Below are 17525 nucleotides of genomic sequence, written 5' to 3'. Positions count from 1 at the left end.
GCGCTCATACCGGCTCCACCTCGCGTTCGAGCACGCGCCGGGCGCGGCGCTCCTCCCAGCGCGGCAGGCGTTCCCCGGCGAGCGCCCACGACCCGGCGGCGAGCAGCAGGAAGAAGGTGAGCAGGGTCTGGATGAACGAGAAGCCGTCGAAGAAGAGCAGCGCGACGACGTAGCCGCTGATCGACACCGCGACGGCGGCCGCGAGGTCACGGCGCTCGTCGGGTGCGACCCCGCCGATCCGCTCGGCCGGCCACCGCGAGAACAGGGCGAGCCGCACCGCCGGCACGAGCAACAGCACGAGCATCCCGAGCACGCCGAGCGCTCCCGACTCGAGCAGCGTCGAGAGGTACTGGTTGTCGAGGATGAAGGCGTTCGCGCCTTCGCCCATCGTCACCCGGCTGCCCAGCCCGCTGCCGGTGAACGGCCGGGCCGCCGCCTCCTCCAGGCTCGGGCCGAGGTCGGCGAGCCGCCCCGAGCCGGTCCAGCCGGGCGACGTCATCTGCGACTCGATGAGGGCCTGCGGGTCGAGCAGCTCGGTGATCATCGCGAGCACGTTGCGTGCCGACACCAGCAGCGCCGCGCAGACCGCGACGGCACCGTAGAGCGCCACCTTCGGCAGCAGCCGGGGACGCAGCAGGATCGCGATGACGAGCATCACGGCGAGCGAGACGAACGCCGTGCGCGATACGGCCGACACCATCCCGAGCCCGATGAGCATCGTGCAGCCCATCCAGAAGAATTCGCGCGACACCGGGTTGCGCGGCCAGTTCGCGTGGCGGGCGAGATAGATGCCGAGCGGGATCAGCAGGCACAGGAACACGGCGAGGGCGATCGGATGCTGCGCCGACGCGAACGCCCGCGCGGTGCCCTCCTTGACGAACAGCGAGTCCTCTTCGGAGAGCCGTTGAAGCGGCAACGCCGAGAAGAAGTCGAGGAACCAGTTCTGCCGCGTCACGCGCTCGACGCTCGCCAGCGCACCGACGAGCGCACCGCATCCGACCGTCACCATGAGGGTGAACCGCACGATCGCGCGGGAGCGGAAGATCTGGCGCGCGACGACGAACACGGCGCAGATGACGAGCAGGCTGAACAGGCTGATGACCGCGTTCGGGGCGAGCCCGAGGTCGACGAGACCGGGCACGTTGACGGCGATCGACACGAGTTGCGTCGCGAAGAAGAAGCCGACAGGGCCTCCGAACTCGAGGCGGCGCCAGCGGAACGCCGGGTCGAGCAACAGGGCCAGCACGACGATCACGAGCAGCAGCACGATGACGATCCGGTAGGGCTCGGCGGCGAACGGCAGACTGACCGGCAGCGTGTACCGACGGGCGGGCACGAGACAGATCACGACGACGAGCGCGACGACCGCACCCGGCCAGCTGAAGACCGTGGCCCGGAACAGGTAGAGGCACGCGACGATGCCGATGAGGGCACCCGCGGTGAGGGGGTCGGCGAAGAAGATCCCCGCCCCCGCCGCGATCAGCAGCAGCGCGGTGCCGGCGATCGCCCGCACCCGCTGTTCGGCACGGCGGTCGTCGACGCGCTCGGGTCGCGTGCTCACCAGCGCTGGGGAGCCTGTTGCGCCTGCTGTGCCTGCGGCTGCGGTGCCGGGCGATAGGCCACCTGACCGGCGCCGACGGGTGTCGACTGCTGCGCGACCGGAGTCGGCTGCAACACGGGCGTCGGTCCGGGGCGCACGGCCGATGCGGGCATCGGCGACGGGATCGGCTCGCGCGCCGGCGACACCGTTGCGGCGTCGCGGCGGCCGGCCTGGGCGTTGTCGACCGCGAAGATCAGGGCGAGGAATCCGAGCAGCACGCCGATGCCGACGGCGACGACCGGCAGGGCCGGGTTGGTGCCGTCGACCGGCTGCGCCGACCGCTCATCGATGATGGGCAGCTGCACCCGCGACTCCGGCGCGACTCCGGCGGCATCCTGCTGCGCCGCCGCGTACTCCTGGAACAGGGCCGCCGCGGTGCGCGAGATCTCTTCGGCGCGCGCCGGGTCGGACGAGGTGCCCATGATGTCGAGAATCGGCAGCCGGTAGGTGCCGGTGTTCGTCTGGGCGGTCGGCTGGGTGGTGCGCTGTTGCGCGGTGAGCGACTCGTCGGGGCCGAGCGGGCCGACCTGCTCCTCGACCTGGGCGAGCAGCTCGTCGCTCGACGCGAGGTACGCGTAGACGACGGTGAGCGATGCCAGATCACGAGCGCTCGCGGCGGTCGCGCCATCGGGGACGACCTGCGTCGCGTTGCGCGACGAGAAGACCGAGACCGGGTCGCTGACGAGGATGTTCGTCGAGGCGCGGTACTCGATCTGGGTGCGCGGCTCGAGCGTTCCCTGCAGGAACGTGCCGGTCTCCAGCTTGAATGCGGTGAACATCGCCGCAGCCAGCGCGATGAGGATTCCGAAGATCAGAAGAGCCTTATGCCGTCCGATGACGCGGAACATGTTGGTGAGATTCATGGTGTTACCCCCGGTTGAACTGTCGATTCGAGTGCGATGCACCCCTGGACTTTTCAGCGAATCGGCGTCCTTGCCGGCAGGCCCCTATCCCCCGGACGGGGGCCACCCCTGCACTCACCGTAGGCAGGCGGGCGGGTGCGATGTCAACTGGGAACTTGCTGGACATCCACCCCATCAGGTGTGCGCAGACCCCCCGAACGGGTGACGCTAGAGACGACGGCCGCAGCGAGCGGCATGGGGTGATGGGGGTCCTTCATGGCGTCGCTCGGAAGAGCCGTGCGCTCAGTTCTCGATCCGAGAACGTGGCTGCATCAACTGCGCCTTGCGCACTTCACGGCGTACAGCCACACCCGGCCCCGCACCCTGCTGCGGCGCGGGCCGGGGGTCACCTTCGCGCCGAACGTCTCGTTCCGCAACGCGGAGCGCATCGAGATCGGCGCCGGAACCCACATCGGCGAGCACTCGGTGATCTGGGCGGGCAACTCCACGGGGCGGATCGTCTTCGGCGAGAAGTGCCTGCTCGCCCCGGGGGTCGTCGTGACCGCGTCGAACTACGGGATCGTGCGCGGCACCCCGGTGATGGACCAGCCGAAGGTCGAACGCGACGTCGTGATCGGCGACGGGGTCTGGCTCGGCGCCAACGTCGTCGTGACGGCGGGGGTGACGATCGGCGCGGGGGCGGTCGTCGGCGCCGGCGCGGTCGTCACCCGCGACCTGCCGCCCGACTGCATCGCCGGCGGCATCCCCGCGAAGGTGATCGGGATGCGGCCCGAACCCGAGGAGACCAGCGGATGAACGCCGACGTGGCGGTGCTGATCGTCAGCTACAACACCCGGGAGCGCACCCTCGACTGCGTGCGGTCGGTGCTCGCGCATCCTCCCGCGGCCGACACCGAGATCGTCGTCGTCGACAACGACTCGGCCGATGGATCGGCGGATGCCCTCGAGCTCGAGTTTCCCGCCGTGACGGTGCTGCGCTCCGGCGGCAACCTCGGCTTCGCGCGCGCGGTGAACCTCGGGGCGGAGGCGAGTACCGCCGACTACCTGCTGCTGCTCAACCCCGACACCGTGGTGCGGCCCGGAGCCCTCCCCGCGCTGCTCGCGTTCGCCCGGGCCCATCCCGAGCACGGCGTCTACGGCGGGCGCACCTTCCGCGAAGACGGCGAGCTCGACCCGTCGTCGTGCTGGGGCGCCCCGACCCTGTGGTCGCTCGCCTGCTTCGCCTCGGGACTCTCGACGGCATTCGCCGGTTCGCCGGTGTTCGACCCCGAGTCGCTCGGCCGCTGGCCGCGCGACACGGTGCGCGAGGTGCCGGTCGTCACCGGATGCCTACTGCTCGTCAGCCGCGCTGACTTCGAGCGGATCGGCGGCATGGATGAGCGCTTCTTCCTGTACGGCGAGGACGCCGAGTTCTCGTTGCGCGCAGCCCGCGCGGGCATGCGCCCGGTGATCGTGCCCGACGCCGCGATCGTGCACGCGGTCGGCGCGTCGACGGGTGCCCGCGGCCGCAAGATGACGATGGTGCTCGCCGGCAAGGTCACCCTGCTGCGGTCGGCCTGGTCGCCGCTGCGCGCCCGCATCGGGGTCGGGATGCTCGGGGCAGGCGTGCTGCTGCGCGCCGGGCTCGAGACCCTCACGCGGCGGCGCGACCGGATGTGGGCCCACGCCTGGCGGCACCGCAACCAGTGGCTGCCCGGCTACCCCGCGGCACGAGAGCTCATCTTCGGCAAGGAGGCCACCCATGCGTGACGTGGTCTTCACCTTCACCTTCGAGACCTGGTCGGATGCCGTCGCCCGCGGCATGGCGCGCCCGCCCGACCGGCTCGCCCTCACGCTGCTCGAGCACCCCGACGTGCGGAAGCTGCTCGTCGCCGACCCGCCCCGCAACGCCGCGCGCCGTCTCGCGAAGCGCCTGCTCGGCCGGCACGATGCCCCGTTCCCGGCCAGCCCGGGGCGCTCCCACGTCACCCCGGTCAGCTGGCGAAGCGTCGACCCCGTGTCGATCCCCGGCCAGGAGCGCCAGGGCCGCGCCTACGACGCGGCCCTGGCCGCGTCCGCGAGCGCGCAAGGCATGTCGGATGTAGCCGTCATCACGGCGAGCCCGTTCGCTGCGGGCTACAGCCCGTTCGACTGGGCCGCCGGAGCCACCTACTACGCCCGGGATGACTGGACCCAGCTGCCGGCCCGCCGCGCATGGTGGCCCGCCTTGCGCGAGTCCTACGCGCGTCTCCGCGCCAGCGGCCGCCCCGTCATCGCGGTGTCGCAGGCGATCCTCGATCGCATCGAGCCGACCGGGGAGGCGCTCGTGGTGCCGAACGGCGTCGAGCCCGCCGAGTGGGTCGGCCCGAAGCCGGCCGATCCCGCCTGGCTCGCCGGCATCCCGCATCCGCGGGCTCTGTATGTCGGCACGCTCGACTCGCGCCTCGACGTGCCGGGGCTGCTCGAACTCGCCCCCCGCCGCCCCGACCTCCAGGTGGTGCTGCTCGGCGTCGTCGGAGATGCCGAGGCCGTCGCGCCCCTGTACGGGGTGCCGAACATCCACGTGCTGCCTCCGACCGACCGCGCCGGCCTCGTCGCCGCCGTGCGCAACAGCGACCTCTGCCTGGTCTCGCACGCGCGCACCGCGCTCACCGAGGCGATGAGTCCGCTCAAGATCTACGAGTACCTCGCCGGCGGCGCCCCGGTGCTGTCGATCGACCTCGCCCCGGTGCGCGGCATCGACCCGCGGGTGCTGCTCACCGACACGACGGCGCAGTTCGCCGACCGGCTCGACGAGGCGCTCGCCCTCGGCCCGGCCGACGAGGACGCGCGCCTGGACTTCGTCGCCGCGAACTCGTGGCGCAGCCGGCACGACCGCATCCTCGATGTCGCCTTCCGGGCCGGAACCGTGCGGGCGCGCGCATGATCGTCGCCGCCGCCCCCGCCTACGCGACCCGCCACGCGAATCCGTACAACGCGCTGCTGGCGGATGCGCTTGCGGCGACCGGTGTGGAGATGCGGGAGTTCGCGCTCCGCGATCTGCTGCGGGCGCGCCCCGACATCGTGCACCTGCACTGGCCCGAGCTGCTGTTCCTCAGCACGCACCGACCGTGGCAGGCGGAGGCCCGCATCGCCGCGTTCACCCGGCTCATCCGGCGCGCGCGCCGGCGGGGCACCCGGCTGGTCTGGACCGTGCACAACGACGGCGCCCACGAGGAGCGCTCCACCCGGCGCGTGCGCGCGGCGCTCGACCGGATGCTGGCGCGCGACGTCGACGCGGTGTTCAGCATGAGCGAGGCGGGCGACCGCGCCGCGCGCGCCCGGCTCGGCGATGAGGTGCCGGTGTTCCGCACCCGCCACGGCGACTACCAGGGCGCCTACCCGTTCCGGTGGGACCGCGACGCCGCCCGCGCCGAGCTCGGGCTCGACCCGCACGCCCGGCTCGTCGTCGCCGTCGGCCAGGTACGGCCGTACAAGAACCTCGACCGACTCGCCGAGGTCGCACGCCGATCCGCCGACCCCGAGCTGCGGCTCGCGATCGCCGGTGCCCCCGACGGCGACGCGACCGCGGATTCCGTCGAGCGCGCCGCGGCGGGCGACCCCCGCATCCGCCTCGACCTCGCCCACCTGGATGACGCGCGCCTCGCCACCTGGCTCGCCGCCGCCGACCTCATCGCGCTGCCCTATCGGCGCATCCTGAACTCGGGAGCGGCCCTGCTCGCCCTGTCGGCGCATCGACCGGTGCTGGTGCCCGCGCTCGGGGCGATGCCGGAACTCGCGGCCGACCTCGGACCTGCGTGGGTGCGCACCTACTCCGGTGACCTCGACACGCAGACGCTCGAGGATGCCGTCGGCTGGGCGACAGAGCCCCGCCCGATCCCGCCCGAGCTCTCCGCGTACTCGTGGAGCCGCATCGCCGACGACACGATCGCCGGCTACCGCCTCACCCTGGCCCGCCCGCCCAGGTGAGCGTTCGCTGGGAACGCTTGCGCTTCCCGGCGCCCGCGGGGTGGGATGGAGATGGCCCCCGAATGGGGGTGGCTCGCCAACGTCGTCGGCACTCAAGCGCTTTCTCGGGGGGAGACGACGTGACGACGATGCTTGTGGCGACGAGCGGGGGGCACCTCACGCAGCTGAATCTGCTGCGACCGAGGATCGTTCCGCGCGACGACGTGCTCTGGGTGACCGACGCGACCGCGCAGAGCGAGTCGATGCTCGCCGGGCAGCGGGTCGTCGACCTGCCCAACCGGGCACCGCGGGCCTACCTCGGCATCCTGCGCGACTACGTGCGGCTGTGCGGGGTGTTCCGCCGCGAGTCGATCGACCACGTGTACAGCACGGGCGCGCAGATGGCGCTGTCGGCGATGCTCGCCGCGAAGACCTTCGGCGTGCCCTTCTCGTACATCGAGAGCGGCACCCGGGTGCGCGAGCTGTCGGCCACGGGGCGCGTGCTCGCCCGCGTGCCCGGCATCAACCGCTACGTGCAGTATCCGTTCGCCGCCGACGACCGATGGCAGTACGCGTTGTCGGTGTTCGAGGGGTTCCAAGCCGTGTCGGCTTCACCGTCGACCGTCACGCCGCGGGTCGTCGTCACCGTCGGCGGCAACGCGCACTATGGCTTCGAACGCCTGGTCCGCAGCCTCTATGCGATCATCCCGGCCGACTGGTCGGTGCTCTGGCAGGTGGGCCCGTCGGATGTCTCCGACCTGGGTATCTCGACCGTGAAGAGCCTGCCGAACGAGCAGCTCCGGGCGGAGATCGCGGCCGCCGATCTGGTGATCTCCCACGCCGGCACCGGGTCGATCCTCACCGCGCTGCAACTCGGCAAGCGACCGATCGTCGTGCCCCGCCGCGCCGCCCACGGCGAGCACGTCGACGGCCACCAGGATGATCTCGCCGCCTTCGTCGCGAGCGAGGGACTCGCCCTCGTGCGCGAAGCCGACGAGATCACCCTCGACGACCTGCTCGAGAGCCTGCACTGGCGGGTCGCCTCGGTCGGCGACCCCGAGCCCGTGCACCTCGCGTGACCGCCATGCGCGTGCTGCACGTGACCGAAGCGCTCGGCGGCGGCGTGCAGTCGGCGATCGCCAACTACGTCGACCACCTGCCCGAGGTCGAGCACGCCGTCTTCTCTCGCGCTCGCGACGGGCAGTCGACCTACTCCTGGTCACGCCCGGTGGAGCACGAGCACTACGCGGGCGGCCTCGCGGGCTTCTTCGTGCGGCTGGTGCGCAAGGTACGGCAGGAGCGACCCGACATCGTGCACCTGCACTCCAGCTTCGCCGGGGCGGCCCGCGCCGTGCTGCCGCTTGGTACGGCGATCGTCTACTCGCCGCACTGCTACGCGATGGAGCGCCGCGACCTCGGCGCCGTTCCCCGGGCCGGCTTCGCCGCGATCGAGTGGCTGCTGGCTCGCCGCACCCGCGCCGTCGTCGCGGTGAGCGGACGCGAAGCGTCGCTCAGTCGCCGACTGAGCTCCCGGGTGCCGGTGGCCCTCGCGCTCAACCCGGCACCGTTCGAGGCGCCCGCAACGCGTGCCCCGCCAAGTGACCCCGCCGAGGTCGTGATGGTCGGACGCATCTCGCCGCAGAAGGATCCGGGGCTGTTCGCGGCAGTCGCTGCCTCAACCCGAGAGCAGCCGTGGCGGTACGTGTGGATCGGCGACGGCGACCCGGATGCCCGCGACGCCCTGGTTCGCGCTGGAGTCGAGGTGACCGGGTGGACCCCGCCCGAGCAGGCAGCGCGGCGGGTTGCGCAGGCGCGGCTCTACCTGCACTCGGCAGCGTGGGAGGGTGGCCCGCTCTCGACGATCGAGGCGGCCACGCTCGGGACCCCGGTGCTCGCGCGCGACATCCCGAGCATGAACTCGCTCGGCTACGCCCTCGCCGGCGAGCGCCCGGATCAGCTCGCCGGGGCCGTGACCCGATATTTCAGCGACCCCGCCTACGCGCGGAGGGTCGCTCGCCGCACCGCCGCCGTTGCCGTTGTTTCCAGCGCCACGGCGATGACAACAGCTGTGCGCGACGCCTACGCAAGAGCATCGACTCGCTGACCGCGGTCGGTTGACGACCTAGGGCGATTCACCCGGGGCGGGTCACAAGGAGCGGTGACGCCGTCACCCAAACTGGAACGATCCCTGCCCTATCCGCATGGCTCTTCCGTCACCTTGCCGCCCGTCTGCAGCCATCCAGTGGTCGGGAGGGAGCCGTCCACTTCAAAGTAGGCACTGAACGTGAAGCCTCCGTCAGCACTGTCGTCGGCGCCCTCGACACTAAAGAAGAGGGAATCAATGCCTGCCGCGTCAAGATCATCGAAACGGCCGACGAGACCCTCGGGGATCGACATTGAAGAGAAGCTCGTTCCGCGCGCCAGGTTTGCATTGCCGCTGATCAAGAGAAACGTTTCCCAGGGCGAGTCACCACCAGAGGTACGGACGTCGCCCTCGATCTCAACCACATCAAGTTCGTCACAGACTGCGATCTGGAGCGACCCCCCAGAGTCCCGGACTGCCAGAGGCCCCTCGGCAAAGCTTTCAGCAAGGACGCAACTCGTGAGTAGCAATGAGGCGGCGAAGACGGTCAAGAGCTTCGGGAGCAAGGCCGCCCACTGGTGTCCGTCTTGACGCCTGTCGTCGTACTCGGGCTTCATCGTCGTCCTACCAGCAACATGCGCAGCCCGCTCCAGCGAACGCTATCGCTTCTGTTTCGGGCAAGCTGCAACATCCGCTTGCAAGCCTGGCTTCGTCACACCGTCGAAGTTGGCTCAACTTAGCGGGTAGAGAGTCACAGTCGCCAGCTGGGCATTCCGTGAATCGGACAGACTCGCCTACGCGAACGCCGGGACCAGCGCCTCACGCGGCCGCCCGAGCGCCCGGTAACGCCACCCCGCGGCACGCCAGGCGGCGGAGTCGAGGCAATTGCGCCCGTCGATGACGATCGGCTGGGCGACCTGCTCCGCGAGCAGCACGGGGTCGAGTTCGCGGTAGTCGTTCCACTCGGTCAGCACCATGACGGCATCCGCGTCGCGCACCGCCTCGGCGATCGTCGCGACGTAGCTGAGTTCCGGGAAGCGGCGGCGGGAGTTCTCGATCGCGCGCGGGTCGTGGCATAGCACCGACGCGCCCTGGAGGGCGAGCTGGGCCGCGACGTTGAGCGCGGGCGAGTCCCGCACGTCGTCGGAGTCGGGCTTGAACGCCAGCCCGAGCACGGCGATCTTGCGGCCGAGCACCGAGCCGCCGAGCGCCTCGCGGGCGAGGTCGACGGCGCGGGAGCGGCGGCGCATGTTGATCTGGTCGACCTCGCGCAGGAAGGTGAGCGCCTGGTCGGCCCCGAGCTCGCCGGCCCGGGCCATGAACGCCCGGATGTCCTTCGGCAGGCAGCCACCGCCGAAGCCGAGACCCGCGTTGAGGAAGCGGCGACCGATGCGAGCGTCGTGCCCGATGGCGTCCGCGAGTTGCGTCACGTCGGCGCCGGCGGCCTCGCACACCTCGGCCATCGCGTTGATGAACGAGATCTTCGTGGCGAGGAACGCGTTCGCGGCCGACTTCACCAGTTCCGCGGTCTCGAGGTCGGTTGCCACGACCGGTGTGCCGTCGGCGATCGTCGCGGCGTACACCTCGTCGAGGGTCGCCCGCACCAGGTCACGCGAGTCGGGCTCGTCGGGCAGGCCGTAGACCAGCCGATCGGGATGCAGGGTGTCTTCGATCGCGAAGCCTTCGCGCAGGAACTCGGGGTTCCAGGCGACGACCGCACCCGTGCCCTCGAGCCGCGCGGCCAGCGCGCGGGCGGTGCCGACGGGCACCGTCGACTTGCCCACCACGAGGTCACCCGGGGTGAGCACCGGGGCGAGGGCGTCGGCGGCGGCGTGCACGTACTTCAGGTCGGCGGCGAGTGCCCCCGGCTGCTGCGGCGTGCCGACGGCGACGAAGTGCACCGCGTTGCCGCGGGCCTCGGCGTAGTCGGTCGTGAACCGCAGGCGCCCGGTTGCGAGGGCGCGGTCGAGCAGTTCGGGCAGCCCCGGCTCGAAGAAGGGCGGCAGCCCGCTGGCGAGTGCCGCGATCTTCGCCTCGTCGACGTCGATCCCGACGACGTCGTGGCCGAGTTCCGCCATGCTCGCCGCGTGCACCGCTCCGAGATAGCCGCAGCCGATCACCGTCATCCGCATGTCTGCTCCTTCATAAAGGCTGAATGTCTCATCGCCGGGTTGCCGATGAGAGAACTCCTGGTCAATACGCGCCGTCACGTGCCACGACGGCCCGCGCGGTGCGGAAGAGGATGGCGAGGTCGCCGGTCAGCGTCCAGTTCTCGACGTAGTAGAGGTCGAGCCGAACGCTCTCCTCCCATGAGAGGTTGCTGCGCCCGTTCACCTGCCAGAGGCCGGTGATGCCCGGCTTCACGAGGAAGCGCCGGTGCACGTGGTGCTCGTACTCCTCGACCTCCGAGGCGAGCGGCGGGCGCGGCCCGATGAGCGACATCTCGCCGAGCAGCACGTTGAACAGCTGGGGCAGCTCGTCGAGGCTGTAGCGACGCAGGAAGCGGCCCACCGGAGTCACCCGCGGGTCGTCGCGCATCTTGAACAGGATGTCGTTGCCGGCATCGGCGAGCGCACGCAGCTCGGCGAGACGCGCTTCGGCATCCACCACCATCGTGCGGAACTTGAGCATCTGGAACGGCCGGCCGTTCCTGCCGACCCGACGCTGCCGGAACAGCACCGGCCCGGGATCGGTGAGCTTGATCGCCGCGACGACGGCGACCAGCACCGGCGAGAGCATCAGGATGAGCAGCGCCGACGCGACGACGTCGAACAGGCGCTTGCTGTGCAGCTTCCCGCCGCGATACCGCGGGGTCTCGACGTGCACGAGCGGCAGGCCGGCGACCGGGCGGATGTGGATGCGGGGGCCGCCGATGTCGGTCAGCGCGGGCGCGACGATGAGGTGCTGGTTGCCCGGCTCCAGCTTCCAGCTCAGCTCCCGCACCTTCTGCGGCGACAGCTCGTCGGAGCTGGTGATGATGACGGTGTCGGCTTCGAGCTGCTCGACGGCCTCGAAGACGTGATCCACGTCGCCGACGATCCGGATCGGGCCGGTGTCGATCAGCTCGAGCTCCCGGGCGAGGTCGTCTTCCCGGCCGGACGGCAGGCAGGCGCCGACGACTCGGAAGCCGGCCTCCGGCATCCGCCCCAGCTCGCGGGCGAGGTGCGCGACCGACTCGGGGCCGCCGGCCAGCACGACGTTGGCCGAGTAGCCGCCCTCGCGACGCTGGGCCTGAAGCCACGACCGCCACAGGTGACGCACGAGCAGCAGGGCGGCGAGGCCGATGGGGAGGGCGATGAGGAAGTAGCCGCGCGCCAGCTGCAGGTTGAAGAGGTAGACGACGATCGCCAGGCCACCGAACGTGGTCAGCGACGCGACGATGACGCGGCGATATTCGCCGCCGCCGGTGCCCGCGATCCGCGGGTCGCGGCTGCCGAGCAGCGCCAGCATCCCGAGCCAGGCGACGATCAGGCACACCGAGTAGACGGTCGCGAACGGCTGCGCGCCGTCGGCGGGAACGGGCTCCCCGGCGAGGAAGCTGCGCACGCGCACCCACAACAGCTGGGCACCGAAGACGGCGCTGACCACGACCAGGAAGTCGCTGTAGATCAGGCGCAACCCGTAGTGGAGCTGCCAGGACGGCACCCCGTCGCGGGCGAGCAGTGAACCGCCGACACTCTGTCGGCGCACAGCAATAGACATGCGGTTCCCCCCTTGGAAAAGTGATGGCCCCGACCCCCCGGGGAGATTCCTCACTCGACGCTAACCCGGGAGGGCTGTCACCCAAAAGGGGGGTTCAGGACTCTCACGGCTTGCACACCGGAGAGAAACATCTGCGAAACACGAGCGCCGGCGGTGTCCCCCACGGCGTCCTCCGGATGCCCCACCGGGCTAGCCGCCGGTGGTCGCGGAGACGACGATGACGATCGTGACGACGGTGCCGACGAGCAGGGCGGCACCCGCGAGCGCGCTGGCGAAGGCCGCCGGCATCCTCGGTCGCGCGGGTGCGGTGGGCGCGACAGAAACCGGGATGCGGGCCTCAGCAGGCTCGACCGTCTCCGCCATCACGGCTCCTTTGCGCGCCCGGGAAAGTTCCGGCAATCATAAGCCCCCGAAGGCTCGCGCGCTCATCAGGTGTGGCGGCGCACCCACTCGTGCATCACGATCGCGGCGGCGGCCCCCGCGTTGATCGACCGGGTCGAGCCCGCCTGCGCGATTTCGACGACGACGTCGGCGGCGGCGAGCGCCTCGGCGGTGAGCCCCGGACCCTCCTGGCCGAACAGCAGCACGCAGCGCTCCGGGATGTCGGCGTCCCGCACGTCGACCGACCCGTCGACGTTGTCGACCGCGACGATCGGCAGGCCCTCGGCGCGCGCCCAGGCGACGAGGTCGGCGACATCCGGATGCTCGCGGATGTGCTGGTAGCGGTCGGTCACCATCGCGCCACGCCGGTTCCAGCGCCGGTGCCCGACGATGTGCACCTCGGCGGCGAGGAACGCGTTGGCGGTGCGCACGATCGACCCGATGTTCATGTCGTGCTGCCAGTTCTCGATCGCGACGTGGAAGCCGCGGCGGCGGGTGTCGAGGTCGGCGACGATCGCGTCCATCGACCAGTACCGGTAGGCGTCGACGACGTTGCGGGTGTCGCCGTGCTCGAGCAGCTCGGGGTCGTACCGGGGGTCGGTGGGCCAGGCGTCGCGCCCGCCGGGCCACGGCCCCACTCCGATCCGTCGCTCCGCGTCCATGCGCCGACTCTACGATCGACTCATGCGCGACCGCAGCGAGATCACGAGCTGGCTCACCGACATGGACGGGGTGCTCGTCCACGAGAACACGCCCCTTCCGGGAGCGGCCGACCTCATCCGGCGCTGGACCGAGACCGACACCCCGTTCCTGGTGCTCACCAACAACTCGATCTTCACCCCGCGCGACCTCGCCGCGCGGCTTCGGGCCTCGGGCCTGAACGTGCCCGAAGACCGCATCTGGACTTCCGCGCTCGCCACCGCCGACTTCTGCGCGTCGCAGATCCCGGGCGGCTCGGCGTTCGTCATCGGCGAGTCGGGGATGACGAACGCGCTGCACGAGGTGGGCTTCATCCTCACCGAAACGGCACCCGACTACGTCGTCGTCGGCGAGACCCGCAACTACTCGTTCGAGGCGATCACCCGCGCGATCCGGCTCATCAACGCGGGCTCGCGCTTCATCGCGACCAACCCGGATGCCACCGGTCCGAGTGCGGACGGCGTGCTTCCGGCAACGGGTGCGGTCAGCGCCCTCATCTCGAAGGCGACCGGCAAGGAGCCCTACGTCGTCGGAAAGCCGAACCCGATGATGTTCCGCTCGGCGATGAACCGCATCGGCGCACACAGCGAGTCGACCGCGATGATCGGCGACCGCATGGACACCGACATCGTCGCCGGCATCGAGGCCGGGCTGCACACCATCCTCGTGCTCACCGGCATCGCCGACCAGACGGAGATCGAGCGCTACCCGTTCCGCCCCGATGAGATCCTCACCGGAGTGCACGAGCTGCTCGACTCGTGACCCCGATCTGGCAGCCCGGGGATGCCGACACGATCGTGCACGGCGACAACCTCGACGTCGCGCGCGGGCTGCCCGACGGGGCGTTCCGGCTGATCTACCTCGACCCGCCGTTCAACACCGGCAAGACGCAGCGCCGGCAGCGGATGACGGTGACCCGTGCCGAAGAAGGGCGCGTCGGGTTCGGTGGCCGCAGTTACACCGCCGAGCGGGGCGCCGTGTCGCGGTACGCCGACACCTTCGACGACTACTGGGCATTCCTGGAGCCGCGGCTCATCGAGGCACGGCGACTGCTGGATGACGCCGGCACCTTGTATCTGCACCTCGATTACCGCGAAGCCCACTACGCCAAGGTCGCCCTCGACCGGCTGTTCGGCCGGGAGTGCTTCCTCAACGAGATCATCTGGGCGTACGACTACGGCGGCAAGTCGACGAGGCGCTGGCCGTCGAAGCACGACACGATCCTCGTCTACGTGAAAGACCCCGACCGCTACTACTTCGACAGCGCGACGGTCGACCGCGAGCCCTATATGGCGCCGGGGCTGGTCACCCCCGAGAAGGCGGAACGCGGCAAGCTGCCGACGGATGTCTGGTGGCACACGATCGTGCCCACCAACGGAGCCGAGCGCACCGGGTATGCGACGCAGAAACCGGAGGGCATCCTGCGCCGCATCGTGCAGGCGTCGAGCGCTCCCGGCGACGCGGTGCTCGACCTGTTCGCCGGGTCGGGCACGACGGGGGCGGTCGCGGCGGCGCTCGGCCGCCGCTACCTGCTGGTCGACGAGAGCCCCGAGGCGATCGCGGTGATGCGCGCCCGGCTCCCCGGCGCTCGAATGATCTCGCTGGTCGAGTAGCCGCGCAGCGGCGTGTCGAGACCTACGGTGCCGGTTGGGCGGGCTCGGCCGGCGCGCGCGGAATCGCGACCGACGTGGTGAGCGGCTCGCCCGACGACCGGCTGACGAAGCAGTAGTACGAGGGGTCGGTCTCCCACTGCTCTTCGGTCATCGGGTACGACCCTTGGATCTGCGCGTCGCTGTACGCGCCGGCGGCGGCGAGATCGACGACGCCGGGAGCCGAGCAGAGCAGCGAGATCTGCGCCTGAAGCGCCGCAGCTCCCGGGTACGCCCCCCAGACCGGCTCCGCGTCCGGGTCTTCCGGATCGGCGGGCTCCGCCGGGAACCAGGCGCGATAGACCATCTGTGCGGCGTGCGGCACGGCGCAGTCGACGACGGTGTACTCCTCGGCCCACGCCCCCGTCGTGACGTCGTAGGGTTCGAGGCACTCGCCGCCGAGCAGCTCGTCCCAGTCGTAGGTGCCGGGCTCGACGGGTCCGATCGGCAGAGCCGCGATCCTCGTCGGCGTCGGGGTCGGGGTCGGGGTGGCGACCGCGGGCGCGGGTCCGAGCAGGTCGGGCAGCCGGGTGCCGAGCAGGAACAGGCCGATGAGCAGGAGTACCGCGAGCAGACCACCGCCGACACCGGCGAGCACCTTCTGCGGGGTGCCGAATCCGCTGGGCGGGGGCGGGCCGTCGCCCCCCGGAACGTACACCAGCTCCTTCGAGCGGCTGCGGGCGGCGAACGGCGCGTTGCTCGGGTCCGGGCCCAGCGTCGATTCGTACTCGCGGAACGCGTCATCGCTGAACAACGCGTCGAGCGCCGTCCCGGGCTCCGCACTGCCGGGCGGACGCAACGGTGCCGGCACGAGCGCTTGGGTCGGCTCATCCGAGAACGTCGGGGTCGCCTGGGTGAGTTCGGGCTCGTAGGTCGGCATCGCCTGCGTCGGTTCCGGATCCCACGCCGGCGCGGGCGGCGGGGTCGGGGCGTCGAACGGGTTGTTCAGCTGCGGAGCAGCAGCGGGTGGCGCCGTGACCGGAGGCATCTCGAATGCCGGCGGCGGTTGAACGAGCGGAGGGGGCGCGGCGGCAGGGGGCGCGGCCGGGGCGGGCGCGGCTGGGGCGGGCGCGGCTGGGGCGGGCGCCGCGGGAGGAGGTGAGGCTGCCGGAGGGGCGGCCGCATCCGCTTCCTGTTCACGCTTCTGAGCGGACTCGCGAGCCTCGCGCTCGAACTTCGCGAACCAATCCTCGGCGTCGTCGCCGGTGTCGGGGTTCATTGCTTCGCGAGCCCCAGATCCTGCAGCGAGATCGCGGCGTAATAGGGGTAGCCCGCGGCTTCGATGATCTGCTGGGCGCCGGTGTCGCGGTCGACGACGACGGCGACGGCGGCGATCTCGGCGCCGACCTTGCGGAGCGCCTCGATCGCTTTGAGGGGTGAGCCACCGGTGGTGGAGGTGTCTTCGAGCACGACGACGCGCTTGCCTTCGAGGTCGGGCCCTTCGACCTGGCGGCCGCGGCCGTGGTCCTTCGGCTCCTTGCGCACGACGAAGGCGTCGTAGCGTCGGCCGATCGCCGCGCCACGGTGCAACACGGCCGCCGCGATCGGGTCGGCGCCCATGGTGAGCCCGCCCACGGCGGCGATGTCGGGGATGTCGGCGATGAGGTCGACCATCACCTCGCCGATGAGCGGGGCGACGCGACCGTCGAGGCTGACCTTGCGCAGGTCGATGTAATAGGTGGCCTTCTTGCCGCTGGTGAGCGTGAAGTCGCCGTGGAACACCGCATCGTCTTTGATGTGCTGGATGAGGGCGGCGCGAGCGTCGGTCACACCCTCCAGACTAGAGTCATGCGCCTTGCGACCTGGAATGTGAACTCGGTCCGCTCCCGTTCTGCTCGCATCGTCGACTGGCTGGTGCGCGAGAGCGTCGACGTGCTCGCGATGCAGGAGATCAAGTGCACCGACGCGCAGTTCCCGCGGGCCGCGTTCGAGGATGCCGGCTACGAGGTGGTGCTGCACGGCCTCAACCAGTGGAACGGCGTCGCGATCGCCAGCCGGCACCCGATCGACGACGTCGAGGTGGGATTCCCCGGCATGCCGGGGTTCGAGAAGGGCGTCGAGGGCCTCGACCTGCCGCAGGAGGCGCGCGCGATCGGCGCGACGACCGGCGGGGTGCGGGTGTGGTCGCTCTACGTGCCCAACGGTCGCTCGCTCGACGACCCGCACTACGCGTACAAGCTCGACTGGCTCGCGAAGCTGACGGATGCCACCCGCGCCTGGGCGGCATCCGATCTGCCGTTCGCGCTCACGGGCGACTTCAACATCGCCCCGACGGACGGGGATGTCGGCGACCCGTCGCTCATCCCGGGCCTGTCCACCCACATCTCGCCGGCCGAGCGCGCGGCATTCGAAGCGCTGCTCGCCGCCGGGCTCACCGATGTCGTACGACCCCTCGTGCCGACGGGCTACACCTACTGGGACTACAAGCAGCTGCGCTTCCCGCGCAACGAGGGGCTGCGCATCGACTTCGTGCTCGGCTCGCCCGCCTTCGCGGCTGCCGTCACCGGCGCCGCGATCCATCGCGACGAGCGCAAGGGCGACGCCCCGAGCGACCACGTGCCCGTCGTCGTCGACCTCGACCTGCACCCCGAGGATGACGACGACCGCCCGATGATCTTCTGA

18 protein-coding genes are annotated in these 17525 nt (G+C 71.0%); 9 read left to right on the top strand and 9 right to left on the bottom strand.

The window, feature by feature from the left end; genetic code table 11:
- Positions 1 to 4: 4 nt before the first annotated feature.
- Entirely contained in the window at positions 5 to 1561 is a 1557-nt protein-coding gene (locus IE173_RS12035; protein WP_191283741.1) for an O-antigen ligase family protein, read from the bottom strand.
- Positions 1558 to 2463 (bottom strand): YveK family protein, encoded by a 906-nt coding sequence (locus tag IE173_RS12030; RefSeq protein WP_191283740.1) that lies wholly within the window; start codon positions 2461 to 2463, stop codon positions 1558 to 1560. Before IE173_RS12030 ends, IE173_RS12035 begins: the two co-directional genes overlap by 4 nt.
- A gap of 276 nt (positions 2464 to 2739) precedes the next feature.
- Here IE173_RS12030 and IE173_RS12025 point away from each other — a divergent pair, with 276 nt between their 5' ends.
- The 6 genes from IE173_RS12025 to IE173_RS12000 all read left to right on the top strand — a co-directional run bounded on the left by IE173_RS12025 (position 2740) and on the right by IE173_RS12000 (position 8493).
- Positions 2740 to 3258 (top strand): acyltransferase, encoded by a 519-nt coding sequence (locus IE173_RS12025; RefSeq protein ID WP_229842073.1) that lies wholly within the window; start codon positions 2740 to 2742, stop codon positions 3256 to 3258.
- A complete protein-coding gene (locus IE173_RS12020; protein WP_191283738.1) occupies positions 3255 to 4211 on the top strand; it encodes a glycosyltransferase family 2 protein in 957 nt (318 codons plus the stop codon). The genes IE173_RS12025 and IE173_RS12020 overlap by 4 nt, the downstream gene beginning before the upstream one ends.
- A complete protein-coding gene (locus IE173_RS12015) occupies positions 4204 to 5367 on the top strand; it encodes a glycosyltransferase family protein (protein WP_191283737.1) in 1164 nt (387 codons plus the stop codon). The genes IE173_RS12020 and IE173_RS12015 overlap by 8 nt, the downstream gene beginning before the upstream one ends.
- Entirely contained in the window at positions 5364 to 6410 is a 1047-nt protein-coding gene (locus tag IE173_RS12010; RefSeq protein WP_191283736.1) for a glycosyltransferase, read from the top strand. The genes IE173_RS12015 and IE173_RS12010 overlap by 4 nt, the downstream gene beginning before the upstream one ends.
- Positions 6411 to 6538: 128 nt before the next feature.
- Positions 6539 to 7468, top strand: coding sequence for a glycosyltransferase (locus tag IE173_RS12005; protein ID WP_229842086.1), 930 nt, complete (start codon positions 6539 to 6541; stop codon positions 7466 to 7468).
- A gap of 5 nt (positions 7469 to 7473) precedes the next feature.
- Positions 7474 to 8493 carry a glycosyltransferase family 4 protein gene (locus tag IE173_RS12000; protein ID WP_191283734.1) on the top strand — a complete coding sequence of 340 codons (1020 nt, stop codon included), beginning with the start codon at positions 7474 to 7476 and terminating at the stop codon, positions 8491 to 8493.
- Between the two features lie 89 nt (positions 8494 to 8582).
- Here the strand turns inward: IE173_RS12000 and IE173_RS11995 are convergent, their stop codons facing one another.
- From IE173_RS11995 to IE173_RS11975, 5 genes are all read right to left on the bottom strand, one after another.
- Positions 8583 to 9089 carry a hypothetical protein gene (locus IE173_RS11995; protein ID WP_191283733.1) on the bottom strand — a complete coding sequence of 169 codons (507 nt, stop codon included), beginning with the start codon at positions 9087 to 9089 and terminating at the stop codon, positions 8583 to 8585.
- 177 nt (positions 9090 to 9266) lie between these two features.
- Entirely contained in the window at positions 9267 to 10604 is a 1338-nt protein-coding gene (locus IE173_RS11990; RefSeq protein WP_191283732.1) for a UDP-glucose dehydrogenase family protein, read from the bottom strand.
- A gap of 61 nt (positions 10605 to 10665) precedes the next feature.
- A complete protein-coding gene (locus tag IE173_RS11985) occupies positions 10666 to 12174 on the bottom strand; it encodes a sugar transferase (protein WP_191283731.1) in 1509 nt (502 codons plus the stop codon).
- Positions 12175 to 12363: 189 nt separating this feature from the next.
- A complete protein-coding gene (locus tag IE173_RS11980) occupies positions 12364 to 12537 on the bottom strand; it encodes a hypothetical protein (RefSeq protein WP_191283730.1) in 174 nt (57 codons plus the stop codon).
- Between the two features lie 65 nt (positions 12538 to 12602).
- A complete protein-coding gene (locus IE173_RS11975) occupies positions 12603 to 13217 on the bottom strand; it encodes a TrmH family RNA methyltransferase (RefSeq protein WP_191283729.1) in 615 nt (204 codons plus the stop codon).
- A gap of 22 nt (positions 13218 to 13239) precedes the next feature.
- On the opposite strand from IE173_RS11975, the gene IE173_RS11970 reads away from it, so the two are divergent.
- On the top strand, positions 13240 to 14016 hold the full coding sequence (locus IE173_RS11970; protein WP_191283728.1) for an HAD-IIA family hydrolase: 777 nt from the start codon (positions 13240 to 13242) through the stop codon (positions 14014 to 14016).
- Positions 14013 to 14867 (top strand): DNA-methyltransferase, encoded by an 855-nt coding sequence (locus IE173_RS11965; RefSeq protein WP_191283727.1) that lies wholly within the window; start codon positions 14013 to 14015, stop codon positions 14865 to 14867. Before IE173_RS11970 ends, IE173_RS11965 begins: the two co-directional genes overlap by 4 nt.
- 22 nt (positions 14868 to 14889) lie before the next feature.
- Here IE173_RS11965 and IE173_RS11960 read toward each other — a convergent pair whose 3' ends face one another.
- Positions 14890 to 16122 (bottom strand): hypothetical protein, encoded by a 1233-nt coding sequence (locus IE173_RS11960; RefSeq protein ID WP_191283806.1) that lies wholly within the window; start codon positions 16120 to 16122, stop codon positions 14890 to 14892.
- Positions 16119 to 16673 (bottom strand): orotate phosphoribosyltransferase, encoded by a 555-nt coding sequence (gene pyrE, locus IE173_RS11955; RefSeq protein WP_191283726.1) that lies wholly within the window; start codon positions 16671 to 16673, stop codon positions 16119 to 16121. Before pyrE ends, IE173_RS11960 begins: the two co-directional genes overlap by 4 nt.
- Positions 16674 to 16691: 18 nt before the next feature.
- Between pyrE and IE173_RS11950 the strand changes: the two genes are divergently transcribed.
- Positions 16692 to 17525, top strand: a complete 834-nt coding sequence (locus IE173_RS11950) for an exodeoxyribonuclease III (RefSeq protein ID WP_191283725.1) — start codon at positions 16692 to 16694, stop codon at positions 17523 to 17525.

The sequence above is a fragment of the Pseudolysinimonas yzui genome (assembly GCF_014653215.1).
GTDB lineage: Bacteria > Actinomycetota > Actinomycetes > Actinomycetales > Microbacteriaceae > Pseudolysinimonas_A > Pseudolysinimonas_A yzui.
The sequence above is the reverse complement of the archived record's forward strand: the minus strand, read 5'-3'. Positions and strand labels throughout refer to the sequence as shown.

Bases quoted from the DNA above. Each gene is read 5' to 3' on its own strand.
- IE173_RS11950 (WP_191283725.1), top strand. From the start codon at position 16,692: ATGCGCCTTGCGACCTGGAATGTGAACTCGGTCCGCTCCCGTTCTGCT.
- IE173_RS11990 (WP_191283732.1), bottom strand. From the start codon at position 10,604: ATGCGGATGACGGTGATCGGCTGCGGCTATCTCGGAGCGGTGCACGCG.
- IE173_RS12030 (WP_191283740.1), bottom strand. From the start codon at position 2,463: ATGAATCTCACCAACATGTTCCGCGTCATCGGACGGCATAAGGCTCTT.
- IE173_RS11970 (WP_191283728.1), top strand. From the start codon at position 13,240: ATGCGCGACCGCAGCGAGATCACGAGCTGGCTCACCGACATGGACGGG.
- IE173_RS11975 (WP_191283729.1), bottom strand. From the start codon at position 13,217: ATGGACGCGGAGCGACGGATCGGAGTGGGGCCGTGGCCCGGCGGGCGC.
- IE173_RS11995 (WP_191283733.1), bottom strand. From the start codon at position 9,089: ATGAAGCCCGAGTACGACGACAGGCGTCAAGACGGACACCAGTGGGCG.
- IE173_RS12010 (WP_191283736.1), top strand. From the start codon at position 5,364: ATGATCGTCGCCGCCGCCCCCGCCTACGCGACCCGCCACGCGAATCCG.
- IE173_RS12000 (WP_191283734.1), top strand. From the start codon at position 7,474: ATGCGCGTGCTGCACGTGACCGAAGCGCTCGGCGGCGGCGTGCAGTCG.
- IE173_RS11960 (WP_191283806.1), bottom strand. From the start codon at position 16,122: ATGAACCCCGACACCGGCGACGACGCCGAGGATTGGTTCGCGAAGTTC.
- IE173_RS12005 (WP_229842086.1), top strand. From the start codon at position 6,539: ATGCTTGTGGCGACGAGCGGGGGGCACCTCACGCAGCTGAATCTGCTG.
- IE173_RS11985 (WP_191283731.1), bottom strand. From the start codon at position 12,174: ATGTCTATTGCTGTGCGCCGACAGAGTGTCGGCGGTTCACTGCTCGCC.
- IE173_RS12015 (WP_191283737.1), top strand. From the start codon at position 4,204: ATGCGTGACGTGGTCTTCACCTTCACCTTCGAGACCTGGTCGGATGCC.
- IE173_RS12020 (WP_191283738.1), top strand. From the start codon at position 3,255: ATGAACGCCGACGTGGCGGTGCTGATCGTCAGCTACAACACCCGGGAG.
- IE173_RS11980 (WP_191283730.1), bottom strand. From the start codon at position 12,537: ATGGCGGAGACGGTCGAGCCTGCTGAGGCCCGCATCCCGGTTTCTGTC.